Source organism: Ralstonia sp. Ralssp110 (assembly GCF_047325135.1).
GTDB classification, from domain to species: Bacteria; Pseudomonadota; Gammaproteobacteria; order Burkholderiales; family Burkholderiaceae; genus Ralstonia; species Ralstonia mojiangensis.
In genome coordinates, this window is record NZ_CP168610.1 from 1,597,765 (window position 1) to 1,609,416 (window position 11,652).

At 62.6% G+C, this 11,652-nt stretch carries 13 protein-coding genes; 11 read left to right on the forward strand and 2 right to left on the reverse strand.

The annotated features are described in order from the left end of the window. Positions 1-101 precede the first annotated feature (101 nt). From ACEN9T_RS16405 to hpaI, 11 genes are all read left to right on the forward strand, one after another. Complete coding sequence (locus ACEN9T_RS16405; RefSeq protein WP_024975513.1) at positions 102-473, forward strand: hypothetical protein; 372 nt, start codon at positions 102-104, stop codon at positions 471-473. A 223-nt stretch (positions 474-696) separates the two neighbouring features. Beyond that, a complete protein-coding gene (dinB, locus tag ACEN9T_RS16410; protein WP_413708462.1) occupies positions 697-1,719 on the forward strand; it encodes a DNA polymerase IV in 1,023 nt (340 codons plus the stop codon). Between the two features lie 191 nt (positions 1,720-1,910). Continuing rightward, entirely contained in the window at positions 1,911-3,341 is a 1,431-nt protein-coding gene (locus tag ACEN9T_RS16415) for an amino acid permease (protein ID WP_413708309.1), read from the forward strand. Positions 3,342-3,881: 540 nt separating this feature from the next. Next, positions 3,882-4,172: a DUF1488 family protein gene (locus ACEN9T_RS16420; RefSeq protein ID WP_092970102.1), complete on the forward strand. Its 291-nt coding sequence runs from the start codon at positions 3,882-3,884 to the stop codon at positions 4,170-4,172. Positions 4,173-4,359: 187 nt separating this feature from the next. After that, complete coding sequence (locus tag ACEN9T_RS16425) at positions 4,360-5,109, forward strand: fumarylacetoacetate hydrolase family protein (RefSeq protein ID WP_092970104.1); 750 nt, start codon at positions 4,360-4,362, stop codon at positions 5,107-5,109. Next, complete coding sequence (locus ACEN9T_RS16430) at positions 5,106-5,876, forward strand: fumarylacetoacetate hydrolase family protein (protein WP_413708310.1); 771 nt, start codon at positions 5,106-5,108, stop codon at positions 5,874-5,876. The genes ACEN9T_RS16425 and ACEN9T_RS16430 overlap by 4 nt, the downstream gene beginning before the upstream one ends. Further along, entirely contained in the window at positions 5,873-7,354 is a 1,482-nt protein-coding gene (hpaE, locus tag ACEN9T_RS16435) for a 5-carboxymethyl-2-hydroxymuconate semialdehyde dehydrogenase (protein ID WP_413708311.1), read from the forward strand. Before ACEN9T_RS16430 ends, hpaE begins: the two co-directional genes overlap by 4 nt. A 44-nt stretch (positions 7,355-7,398) precedes the next feature. Further along, positions 7,399-8,268 carry a 3,4-dihydroxyphenylacetate 2,3-dioxygenase gene (gene hpaD / locus ACEN9T_RS16440; RefSeq protein WP_413708312.1) on the forward strand — a complete coding sequence of 290 codons (870 nt, stop codon included), beginning with the start codon at positions 7,399-7,401 and terminating at the stop codon, positions 8,266-8,268. A 10-nt stretch (positions 8,269-8,278) separates the two neighbouring features. Continuing rightward, positions 8,279-8,668, forward strand: a complete 390-nt coding sequence (locus ACEN9T_RS16445) for a 5-carboxymethyl-2-hydroxymuconate Delta-isomerase (RefSeq protein ID WP_413708313.1) — start codon at positions 8,279-8,281, stop codon at positions 8,666-8,668. 3 nt (positions 8,669-8,671) lie between these two features. Further along, a complete protein-coding gene (hpaH, locus tag ACEN9T_RS16450) occupies positions 8,672-9,475 on the forward strand; it encodes a 2-oxo-hept-4-ene-1,7-dioate hydratase (protein ID WP_092970114.1) in 804 nt (267 codons plus the stop codon). Positions 9,476-9,512: 37 nt separating this feature from the next. After that, positions 9,513-10,319: a 4-hydroxy-2-oxoheptanedioate aldolase gene (hpaI, locus tag ACEN9T_RS16455; RefSeq protein ID WP_413708314.1), complete on the forward strand. Its 807-nt coding sequence runs from the start codon at positions 9,513-9,515 to the stop codon at positions 10,317-10,319. Between the two features lie 6 nt (positions 10,320-10,325). Here the strand turns inward: hpaI and hpaR are convergent, their stop codons facing one another. Next, positions 10,326-10,790 (reverse strand): homoprotocatechuate degradation operon regulator HpaR, encoded by a 465-nt coding sequence (gene hpaR, locus ACEN9T_RS16460; RefSeq protein WP_413708315.1) that lies wholly within the window; start codon positions 10,788-10,790, stop codon positions 10,326-10,328. Between the two features lie 12 nt (positions 10,791-10,802). Continuing rightward, positions 10,803-11,612: an exodeoxyribonuclease III gene (gene xth, locus ACEN9T_RS16465; protein WP_092970120.1), complete on the reverse strand. Its 810-nt coding sequence runs from the start codon at positions 11,610-11,612 to the stop codon at positions 10,803-10,805. Positions 11,613-11,652 lie beyond the last annotated feature (40 nt).

The window sequence follows — 11,652 nt, forward strand, 5'->3', positions numbered from 1 at the left end:
CTGCTGTTACCAATCGTCACAGCTTTGCGTGAAGCGGTTCGTAAGATAGCGCCAGTTCTCGCGCGACTGCGCGTTTCTACAACGACAATACGAGCCCAATCATGTCGATTCTTCCGCGTCTGACCCTGTGCGCTGTACTAGCGGCCTCCATGGCCGGTTGTGTCGTGGCGCCACCGCAGCCAACGCGCACGGTGGTGGTGCGTGAGCCCGTCCCCGTCGCGGCACCGGTGGACCCGCGTGCGCGCTTTGATCAGGTACAGGGCCGTCTTGCGGAAGAATTCCACCGTATCGACGTTCGCCAATCGCAGGGCTACATCGATCCGTACCGCGCTGACGGCCTGCGCGACCGCCTGCGCCGCATCCGCCAGGAAGCCAACGACATGGCCAGCCAGCATCGCGGCGGCTTGTCTGGCGACGAGCAGCACGCGCTGAACGACGAACTCGGCGCCGTTTCGCACGACATCGGCCGCTAGGCCGTCTTCTTCCCGTCCCCTCATTCGCCGATGTTGCGTTGCAATATCGGCGAAATGCATTGTTGCGCGGCGTTGCGTGCGCAGCCGGCGGAAGCTGATACGCTTGCGTTCCTCCTGAACGAGCAAGCCCGACACCGACGCGGCTTCCCGCGGCCGGTTCTGGCCTTGTGCCGTGCGAAAGATCATCCACTGCGACTGCGATTGTTTTTACGCTGCCATCGAAATGCGCGACGATCCGCGCCTGGTTGGCAAGCCGCTGGCCGTCGGTGGGCGGCCGGAGCGGCGCGGCGTGGTCGCAACCTGCAATTACGAGGCGCGCAAGTTTGGCATCCATTCGGCGATGCCCATGGCGCAGGCCGTCAAACGCTGTCCGGACTTGCTGATCGTGCCGCCGTCGATGGAAAAGTACCGCCAGGTCGCGCGCCAGATCTTTGCCATCTATCACGGCTACACGCCCTTGGTGGAGCCGCTCTCGCTGGACGAAGCGTACCTGGATGTGACCGACAGCCCCATGCTTGCGGGCAGCGGCACGCGCATCGCAGAAGACATCCGCCGCCGCGTGCGCGAAGATATCGGCATTACCGTGTCGGCCGGCGTGGCGCCCAACAAGTTCATCGCCAAGATCGCCAGTGACTGGAACAAGCCCGATGGCCTGTTCGTCGTGCGGCCGGAGCAGATCGATGCGTTTGTTGCGGAGCTGCCCGTCGACCGCCTGTTCGGCGTCGGCAAGGTGACCGCTGCCAAGCTGCGCCGCCTGGGTGCGGAAACCTGCGGCGACTTGCGCGCCTGGGGCACCGACCGCTTACAGCAGCATTTCGGCGTATTCGGTTTCCGGCTGCACGACCTTTGCCGCGGCATCGATCATCGGCAGGTGCAACCCTCGCAAGTCCGCAAGTCGGTCAGTGTGGAAGAAACCTACGCCACCGATCTGCGCACACTTGATGATTGCCAGCGCGAATTGATTGTCCTCGTCGAGCAGCTTGCCGCCCGCGTCGAGCGTGCCCGCGCAGGCAACATGATCCACAAAACCTACGTCAAGCTGCGTTTTGCCGATTTTCGTGGCACGACAGTGGAATGCATCTCGCCCCAGGTGTCCTTGCCGGTGTTCTCCAAGCTGCTGGCTCAGGGGTTTGAACGCCGTGGCATTCCCGTGCGACTGCTCGGCGTGGGCGTGCGGCTATATGAGTCGGATGCGCATGCGCGCCAGCAACCGCTGTTTGCCGAAGACCTGGCCCGCACTGACTGAGATTGAACCGGCCGAGCCGGCAATCGGATACGAATTGTCCTATTTTCCTGTCTGCATGACGGCGATAGAAGGGCGGAATGTCTCCAGCGGGTAGAATGCCCGCTTTTTTGCATAATCCGCCGCCGCGCACCACACGTGCGCGACAGTGCATGCCGTCACATTCGGCAGCACGCAGACAGGAGACGCAGTCAATGAGTTTGTTTCGTACCAAAAACGTGGATCACATGATCCGCACGGGTCACAGCAATACCGGCCTGAAGAAAGTCCTCGGGCCCCTGGACCTGACGTTCCTGGGCGTCGGCGCCATCATCGGCACCGGCATCTTCGTGCTTACCGGCACTGGCGCGCTGACCGCAGGACCGGCGCTCACGTTGTCCTTCATCGTCGCAGCGCTCGCCTGCGGATTTGCCGCGCTGTGCTACGCCGAATTCGCCTCGACCATTCCCGTGTCGGGCTCGATCTATACGTATGCCTACGCCACGATGGGCGAGTTGGTCGCCTGGATCATTGGCTGGGATCTGATGCTCGAATATGGCTTGGCCACATCCGCTGTTTCGGTGGGTTGGTCCGGCTATTTCCAATCGCTGCTGTCTGGCTTCGGCCTTCATCTGCCTGTGGCGCTCACCGCTGCACCGGGTGCAATTCCGGGCGTGCAGACGCTGCTCAACCTGCCGGCGCTGGTGATCATGCTGCTGATCACGGCGCTGCTGTCGTTCGGCATTCGCGAATCGGCGCGCGCCAACAACATCATGGTCGCAATCAAGGTGACGGTGGTGCTGCTGTTTATCGTCGTGGGCGTGCGCCATGTGCAGCCCGCCAACTGGCAGCCGTTTATGCCGTTCGGCATGGAAGGCGTGTTCGGCGCGGCGGCCATCGTGTTCTTCGCCTTCATCGGTTTCGATGCGGTGACGTCCGCGGCCGAAGAGGTGCGCAATCCCAAGCGCGACTTGCCGATCGGCATCATTGGTTCGCTGGCGGTCTGCACGATTCTCTATGTGCTGGTGGCCGCCATCATGACGGGCATCGTGCCGTTCGCGAAGTTTGCGGGCGTGGATCACCCCGTGTCGCTGGCGTTGCAGATGGCCGGTGAAGGCTGGGTGGCGGGCTTTGTCGATCTGGGTGCCATCATCGGCATGACGACCGTGATTCTGGTGATGGCGTATGGCCAGACCCGCATCATCTTCGCCATGTCGCGCGACGGGCTACTGCCCAAGCGCTTGTCGCACATCCATCCGCGCTATGCGACGCCGTTTCTGAACACCTGGGTGGTGGGCATCGTCTTCGCTGTGATCGCTGCATTCGTGCCGCTGAATGTGTTGGCAGAACTGATCAACATTGGCACGCTGGCGGCGTTCTCGCTGATCGCAGTTGCCGTGTTGGTGCTGCGTCGCACGCGTCCAGACTTGCATCGTGGCTTCCGTTGCCCCGGCGTGCCGGTGGTGCCGCTGCTGGCCATCGGCATGTGCCTGTTCCTGATGGGCCACCTGCAGGCCGTTACCTGGATCGCCTTTGTGGTGTGGGTTGCGATCGGCTTGCTGGTGTACTTCGGGTATGCGCGTCGTCGTTCGCTGCTGCACACGTCGGAACATGGCGCTGCGCCGGTTTCCGAAACCGTGCTCTGACCAAGAAGGGCGCATCCATTCCCTGACGACATGGCTGCGACGCGGTCAAACATTGTCGTTCGAATCGCCGACTGAGGGGTTTGAGTAGTTTTTCCCTCAGTCGGCGCGCAACTATTACAACGTCGATGTATTGCGTTCAACCCGCGCGCTTTTTGGCGAGGGTTCCAACGCATTCCGCGCTGACATCGACGTGTCGCAAACCATGTGGTTGCATTGGCAGGCACACTTTGGCTGCTCGTCCGGCACGCGCCTTGCGTGTGGCTTCCGCTTTGCTCAAATTGGCAAGCGCGCGGCCCTGACAAAAAAGCATAGCTGCGACGAAGGGGCGCGCGAGGCCTGATGCCGCCTGGGATAGCGGCGTCAAGCCACCATTCAACGGCTGCGATGCTACAAATGACGCTCGCACGTGCATCGCAAGCTGTGGTTAAAATGATTTATGCAGCCAGACACGATGTCTGACGAAACCTTGCCGGCCCCCCCGCAAAGTTTCCACGCAACAGCGTGTGCGTTGTTGTCCATTGCAATCGGAGGGCTTTGACGATGGAAATCAAGTTCGAAAAGAAAGAGGCGTACGACATCAACAACGAAGGCCTGCTGTTCGACGCACTGGTCGACGGTGAAAAGGTGACTTGCGTGGCAACGCGTGAGGCGCTTTGGGAAGGCCTGGAAGGTGATCAGGTGTTGTCGCTTCAGGCAGCCTTCGAGGCTGGCCAAGAGCGGATCCAGGATGCCGCCCGCGTACTCATTGCAGACGGCGTGCAGCGATCTCATGGATTAGATGATTTGCCGCAACCGGTCGTGGTCAAGCGCGCGCATATTGCCGTGGCCTGAGTCTGATCGATTGCCCCCGTAGACATCGGCGTGCCCGATGCCTCTGCATGGCGGACACATCGTCCGCCGCCTGAAAAGCCGGTCCGCGTGACCGGCTTTTTCATTGCGCCGCAGTTTCCCGACTTGACAGGGCCGCAATCCAATCAGATGATTAACATGTTAATTATATGAGAGGGCAGGAGACACCATGCTGCGAGGCAGAGTGATATTGCCGCAGGGGCAAGTCGTGGAGCGGGTGTTCGCATCCGCGGCAGAGCCTGCTGTTTCCTTGCGTTGGCTGCCGCCGGTCGAAGGTACCGTCGTCGGCGCGTTGCTGAACTACCGCGGCGAACTGGATGCGCTGGGCGACGCGCTATCTGCACCGCCTTACCAGGCCCCGCCCAAGGCGCCCATCCTGTATCTCAAGCCGGCTAACACGCGCATTGGTCATGACCACGATGTTGCTCTGCCGGCAGACGTGGATGGCGTTTGGGCCGGTGCTTGCCTGGGAGTGGTGATCGGTCGTACCGCCACGGGCGTGCCAGCGCTGCAGGCCGCCAATTTCATCGCCGGCTACACCGTCGTCAACGACCTGACCGTGCCGCATGCGAGCTACTATCGCCCGGCGATCCGCCACAAGTGCCGCGATGGCTTTTGCCCGATGGGACCATGGATGGTCGACCGCGAAGATGTGCTCGACGCCGATGCACTCGATATCACCGTGCGCATCAACGGTGAGATCAAACAGCGTGCTAACACGTCGACGCTGGTGCGGCCCGTCGCCCAACTGCTCGCCGACGTGACGGCATTCATGACGCTTGAAGCAGGCGATGTGCTGCTCGTTGGCATGCCGGAGAATCCGCCGCTGGCGCGCGCAGGGGATCGCATCGATATCGACATCGCCCACATTGGCACGCTGACGACGACGTTGATCCGCCAATCGGAGGTTTCGCGATGAAACACGCGCGTATTGCCTATGACGGCGCAATCCATCACGCCACCGCCATGCCCGGCGACGACACCCGCCTGCGACTGGCCGACGGCCGTGTTTTGCGCGAAACCGAGGGCGTCTGGCTGCCGCCGGTGGAACCCCGCACCGTCTTCGCGCTGGGCCTGAACTACGCCGACCACGCCAAGGAGCTGGCCTTCAAAGCGCCCGAGGAGCCGCTCGCTTTCCTGAAAGGGCCAAATACGCTGATCGGCCATCGCGCCCATACCGTGCGCCCCGCTGGCGTTGCGTTCATGCATTACGAATGCGAGTTGGTCGTGGTCATCGGCAAGACCGCGCGTAATGTGCCGCGCGAGCATGCCTATGACTACGTGGCCGGATATACGATGGCCAACGACTACGCCATCCGCGACTATCTCGAGAACTATTACCGCCCGAATCTGCGCGTGAAAAGCCGCGACACCTGCACGCCCATCGGACCGTGGCTGGTAGACCGAGACGATGTGCCAGACCCGATGAATCTCGCGCTACGCACCACCGTCAACGGCCGAGTCACGCAAGAGGGCAACACGCGCGACATGATCTTCGACGTTCCTGCCTTGATAGCGTGGTTCTCCAGCTTCATGACGCTCAGCCCCGGCGACATGATTTTGACTGGCACGCCGGAGGGCTTGGCCGACACGCAACCCGGCGACGAAGTCATCACAGAAATTGAAGGCATCGGCAGGCTGGTGAGCACCATCGTTGCCGAAGAACCGAACCAGGAGCCCGCATGAGCGCCGTCAACATGGACCCTGTCAAGCATTGGATCGATGGCCGTCAGGTCGACAGCGTGGAGCGTTTCATCACGACTAACCCGGCAACGGGCGAGGCCATCGTCGAGGTGGCGTCAGGCGGTGAAGCCGAGATCAACGCGGCGGTAGCGGCAGCCAAGGCAGCATTTCCGGCCTGGGCGAACACGCCGGCCAAGCAACGCGCCAAGCTGATGCGCCGCCTGGGCGAGTTGATCGAGCAGAACGTGCCGCACCTTGCCGCGCTGGAAACGCTGGACACCGGCCTGCCGATCGCGCAGACGAGCAAGCAGCTCATTCCGCGCGCTTCCGAGAACTTCCATTTCTTCGCCGAGGTGTGCACGCAGGTCAACGGCCGCACGTATCCGGTTGATGACCAGATGTTGAACTACACGCTGTATCAGCCGGTGGGTGTTTGCGCGTTGATCTCGCCGTGGAATGTGCCCTTCATGACGGCCACGTGGAAGGTGGCGCCGTGCCTGGCGCTGGGCAATACGGCGGTGCTCAAGATGTCGGAGCTGTCGCCGCTGACAGCGGACCAGCTTGGCCGGCTGGCACTGGAAGCCGGCATTCCGCCCGGCGTGCTGAACGTGGTGCAAGGCTATGGCGCAACGGCTGGCGATGCGCTGGTGCGTCATCCGGATGTGCGCGTGGTGTCCTTCACCGGGGGTACGACGACCGGCAAGCGCATCATGGAGCGCGCCGGCCTGAAGAAATTCTCGATGGAGCTGGGCGGTAAATCGCCGGTGCTGGTCTTCGACGATGCGGACCTGGATCGCGCGCTGGATGCGTCGCTGTTCACCATCTTCTCGATCAACGGCGAGCGCTGCACGGCCGGTTCGCGCATCTTCGTGCAAGAGAGCGTCTACGACGATTTCGGACGCAAGTTTGCCGAGCGTGCCAAGCGACTTGTGGTGGGCGATCCGGCGGATGAGACTACCCATGTCGGCTCAATGATCACGCGCGCGCATTGGGAGAAGGTCACCGGCTACATCCGCCTGGGCGAACAGGAAGGCGCGAAGATTCTGGCCGGCGGCGCGGAGAAACCCGCTGGCCTGCCCGGCCACCTGCAGAACGGCAACTTCGTGGCGCCCACGGTGCTGGCCAACGTCGACAACCGCATGCGGGTGGCGCAGGAAGAAATCTTTGGCCCGGTGGCTTGCCTGATCCCGTTCAAGGACGAGGCCGATGGCCTGAAACTCGCCAATGACGTGGAATACGGTCTGGCCTCGTACATCTGGACGCAGGATGTGGGTAAGGTGCACCGCGTGGCGCGCGGTATCGAAGCCGGCATGGTGTTCGTCAATAGCCAGAACGTGCGCGATCTGCGCCAGCCTTTCGGCGGTGTCAAAGCGTCCGGTACGGGGCGTGAGGGCGGCGAGTACAGTCTGGAGGTGTTTGCCGAAATCAAGAACGTCTGTATCTCGATGGGCAGCCACCATATCCCGCGCTGGGGCGTTTGACGCGCCGCCGGTCACACCACACAACAAGGGCGGAAGGAGACACCATGGGCAAGCTGGCCTTGGCCGCGAAGATCACCCACGTGCCGTCGATGTACCTGTCGGAGCTGCCGGGCAAGCACCATGGCTGCCGTGAGGCGGCCATCGAGGGCCACCGCATCATCGGACAGCGTTGCCGTGACCTGGGCGTGGACACCATCGTCGTGTCCGACGTGCACTGGCTGGTTAACGCCGGCTATCACGTCAATTGCAATGCGCGCTTCGAAGGTGTCTACACGAGCAATGAGCTGCCGCATTTCATCAAGGACATGCGGTACGCGTATCCGGGCAACCCGGCGCTTGGTCGATTGATTGCGGAGACGGCATCGGCGCGCGGTGTGTTCACGCGTGCGCACGAAATCAATAGCTTGGAACTCGAGTACGGCACGCTCGTGCCGATGCGGTACATGAACAGCGACCAGGACTTCAAGGTCGTGTCGATCGCGGGCTGGTGCGCGTGGCACACACTGGAAGAAAGCCGCCGCTTTGGCGCCGCGCTGCTTGAAGCCATCGAGGCCAGCGACAGCAACGTCGCATTTCTTGCCAGCGGATCGCTCTCGCACCGTTTCAACGACAACGGAAGCTCCGAAGAATCCATTCACCAGATCAGCCGCGAGTTTTTCAAGCAGGTCGACCTGCGCGTGGTCGAGCTATGGAAGCAGGGCGACTGGAAGACCTTCTGCGCGATGCTGCCCGAGTACGCATCGCTGTGCGAAGGCGAGGGCGGCATGCACGACACGGCCATGCTGCTCGGCCTGCTTGGCTGGGATGCCTATGACAGGGGCGTCGAGGTCATCACCGACTATTTCGCCAGCTCCGGCACGGGCCAGATCAACGCGGTCTTCCCGTTGCCCGAACGTGAACAAGTTGAAGCCTGAGGAGAGCGACATGCCGCATGTCATCGTCGAATACACCGACAACCTGGGCGACGACGCCCGCATTCCGGAATTGCTGCAGGCGATGAACGAGACGCTGATGGCGCAGAACGGCGTGTTTCCGACCGGCGGGATCCGATCGCGCGCCATGAAGCTGACCGACTACCGCGTGGCCGACGGCAAAGAGGATGACGCCTTCGTTCATGTCACGCTCAAGATTGCAGCGGGCCGTACGCCCGAGGTCAAGAAGGCCGCCGGCGATGCGCTGTTCGAGGCAGTCAAGGTACATTTTACCGAGGCCTTCGGGCGCCGTTATCTAGCGCTGTCGATGGAGCTGACCGAGTTTGACGAGGGCGGCAGCTATAAGCACAACAACATCCACGCGCGTTTTCCCAAGGCTTGACGCATGCTCGACACCACGACCATCCAGACGATCGCGCGCCGCTTGCACCAGGCCGAGATCGACCGCAAACAGATCCGGCAGGTTTCGCTTGAGCACCCCGACATCACCATCGATGACGCCTACGCCATCCAGCGCGAATGGGTCGCGATGAAGCTGGCGGGAGGGCGACGCCTGAAGGGCCACAAGATCGGCTTGACGTCACGCGCTATGCAGCAGTCTTCACAGATCGACGAGCCGGACTACGGCGCGCTGCTCGACGACATGTTCTTTGCCGAGGGTAGCGAGATTCCCACCAGCCGCTTCATCGTGCCGCGTGTGGAAGTGGAACTTGCCTTCGTGCTCGGCAAGCGGCTGGAGGGGCCGGAGGTGACGCTGTTCGATGTGTACGACGCGGTGGACCACGTGATACCGGCGCTCGAGATCATCGACGCGCGCTCGCAATCGATCGATCCCGACAGCGGGCGCCCGCGCAAGGTGTTCGACACGATTGCCGACAACGCTGCGAACGCTGGCGTCGTGACGGGCGGCCGGCCCATCCGCATGCGCGATGTGGACCTGCGCTGGGTCAGTGCCATCTTTTCGCGCAACGCCGTCATCGAAGAGACAGGCGTGGCAGCCGGCGTGCTGAACCACCCGGCCAACGGTGTCGTCTGGCTGGCCAACAAGCTGGCGCCGCACGGCGTCGCGCTGGAGCCGGGGCAGGTCATTCTTGGCGGATCGTTCACGCGGCCGGTGCCAGCCCGGCCCGGTGATACATTCCATTGCGATTATGGTCCGCTTGGCAGCATTGCCTGCCATTTCGTCTGACCGTCTAACCGTCTAACGCTCAAAGGATGCCCTCGCGATGCAACTCCCGGTGAACAGCTTCAAGCGCGCGCTGGCCGAGCGCCGGCCGCAGATCGGCCTGTGGCTCGCAATGACGCATCCGTACCCGGCAGAGATTGTGGCGGGTGCCGGGTTCGACTGGTTGCTGATCGACAACGAGCACGCACCCAATCAACTGCAATCGACACTCGCGCAATTGCAGGCGGTTGCACCATACGCGTCGCATCCCATCGTGCGGCCTGCCTGGAACGATCCGGTCGAGATCAAGCGCCTGCTGGATATCGGCGCGCAGACGCTGCTCGTGCCGATGGTCCAGAACGCCGACGAGGCGCGTGCGGCGGTGGAAGCCATGCGCTATCCACCGAACGGTATTCGTGGCGTTGGCAGCGCGCTGGCTCGCGCATCGCGCTGGAACCGCGTAGACGATTACCTCCACCAGGCCGACGCTCAGATGTGCACGCTGATTCAGGTCGAAACGGCAGAGAGCCTGGAGCATCTCGACGCGATTCTTGCCGTGCAAGGCGTCGACGGCGTCTTCATTGGCCCTGGCGATCTTGCGGCATCCATGGGGCACCTGGGCGCACCGGCGCATCCAGAAGTCCGCAAGACGATCGACGGCGCAATTCAACGCATCGTCGCGTCCCGCAAGGCGGCGGGCATTCTGTCAGCGGATCAGGCGCAGGCGAAGCATTACCTGTCGCTCGGAGCGACCTTCGTTGCGGTCGGGACGGATGTCACGCTGCTGGCGCGTAGCGCCGAACAGTTGGCGCGGGCGTTCAAGGGGGAGGACGCTGCCAAGGCGCAACTGGCGGGCAGCGTGTATTGACGGGCGTTATTCGTCGCCTGTGAAACGCCCCATCGGCGTATGGGTTTCCATGACGTGGATCGACTCGTCGATGGTGGTGTAGAGCGCGTCGAGGCGTGCGCGACCCAACTGCGCTTCGATGCGTGCGTATTCCGCATCCACTTGCGGCTCCACATCGGCCAGGAACTGGCGGCTCTTGGGGGTGAGCGAAATCACCTGCCGGCGCTGGTCCACCGACGACTTTGTCCGCACGATCATCTCGGACTGTTCCATCGCAGCCAGCATGCGCGTCAGGCTTGGGCTCAGGATCAGGCATGCATCGGCGAGTTGGTTGGGCTCCATGTCGCCGGTATCGTTGAGCGTACGCAGCACGCGCCATTGCTGCTCGGTAATGCCGTGCTCGCGCAGGATCGGCCGAAAGCGCGCCATGAAGGTCTCACGGGCGCGCAGCAGGAGATGCGGGAGATTGCGGTGCTTGAAGGCAGAAGCCATGCGGGGCGCTCCTTATGCGCGACGCAAGGCAGCGACCACGGGCGTGTGGTCTGATGGCTGCTCCCACGTGCGCGGCACGCGGTCGATATGGCACGACTCGCACAGCTTGGCGAGTTCAGGCGAAAGCATGATGTGGTCGATCCGCAGGCCGGCGTTGCGCTTGAAGCCGAACATGCGGTAATCCCACCACGAGAACAGTTTGTCTTCCTGCTCAAACATGCGAAACGCATCGACGAGCCCAGCGCCTTGCATCGCTCGAAACGCCGCCCGCTCTTCAGGCGACACCAGGTTCTGACCCTCCCACTTTTTGGGGTCGTGCACATCGCGGTCTTCGGGAGCGATGTTGAAATCGCCCAGCAGCATCAGTCGCGGGTTTGCCGCCATCTCGCTCGTCAGCCACGCCTGCAGTGCCTCCAGCCAGCGCAGCTTGTAGACGAATTTGTCGGAGTCGAGCGCCTGCCCGTTCGGAATGTAGGCAGAAATCACGCGCACCGGGCCGCCGTCGACGTCGTACGTGGCGGCAACGATGCGCTGCTGCTCGTCGGCAAAACCAGGGATGTTCTTCACCACATCGCGGCCTTCAGGCACCGACGCCTTGCGCGCGAGGATGGCGACACCGTTGTACGTCTTCTGACCCGTGAACAACGACGCATAGCCGGCGGCGTCCAGCTCGGCCAGGGGGTAACGGTCATCGGGTAGCTTCAGTTCCTGCAGGCAGAGCAGATCGATGGGGGTGGCGTCGGCTTCGCGCTCGCCCAGCCATTGCAGCACGTGCGGTAGGCGGACCTTCAGGGAGTTAACGTTCCAGGTGGCGACACGCATGAGGGCTCGGTCCTTGCAAATGGCGACGGCGCACAGTTCG

Coding starts and splice junctions, on each gene's coding strand:
- ACEN9T_RS16405 (WP_024975513.1), top strand. CDS start 102: ATGTCGATTCTTCCGCGTCTGACCCTGTGCGCTGTACTAGCGGCCTCC.
- dinB (WP_413708462.1), top strand. CDS start 697: ATGCGCGACGATCCGCGCCTGGTTGGCAAGCCGCTGGCCGTCGGTGGG.
- ACEN9T_RS16415 (WP_413708309.1), top strand. CDS start 1,911: ATGAGTTTGTTTCGTACCAAAAACGTGGATCACATGATCCGCACGGGT.
- ACEN9T_RS16420 (WP_092970102.1), top strand. CDS start 3,882: ATGGAAATCAAGTTCGAAAAGAAAGAGGCGTACGACATCAACAACGAA.
- ACEN9T_RS16425 (WP_092970104.1), top strand. CDS start 4,360: ATGCTGCGAGGCAGAGTGATATTGCCGCAGGGGCAAGTCGTGGAGCGG.
- ACEN9T_RS16430 (WP_413708310.1), top strand. CDS start 5,106: ATGAAACACGCGCGTATTGCCTATGACGGCGCAATCCATCACGCCACC.
- hpaE (WP_413708311.1), top strand. CDS start 5,873: ATGAGCGCCGTCAACATGGACCCTGTCAAGCATTGGATCGATGGCCGT.
- hpaD (WP_413708312.1), top strand. CDS start 7,399: ATGGGCAAGCTGGCCTTGGCCGCGAAGATCACCCACGTGCCGTCGATG.
- ACEN9T_RS16445 (WP_413708313.1), top strand. CDS start 8,279: ATGCCGCATGTCATCGTCGAATACACCGACAACCTGGGCGACGACGCC.
- hpaH (WP_092970114.1), top strand. CDS start 8,672: ATGCTCGACACCACGACCATCCAGACGATCGCGCGCCGCTTGCACCAG.
- hpaI (WP_413708314.1), top strand. CDS start 9,513: ATGCAACTCCCGGTGAACAGCTTCAAGCGCGCGCTGGCCGAGCGCCGG.
- hpaR (WP_413708315.1), bottom strand. CDS start 10,790: ATGGCTTCTGCCTTCAAGCACCGCAATCTCCCGCATCTCCTGCTGCGC.
- xth (WP_092970120.1), bottom strand. CDS start 11,612: ATGCGTGTCGCCACCTGGAACGTTAACTCCCTGAAGGTCCGCCTACCG.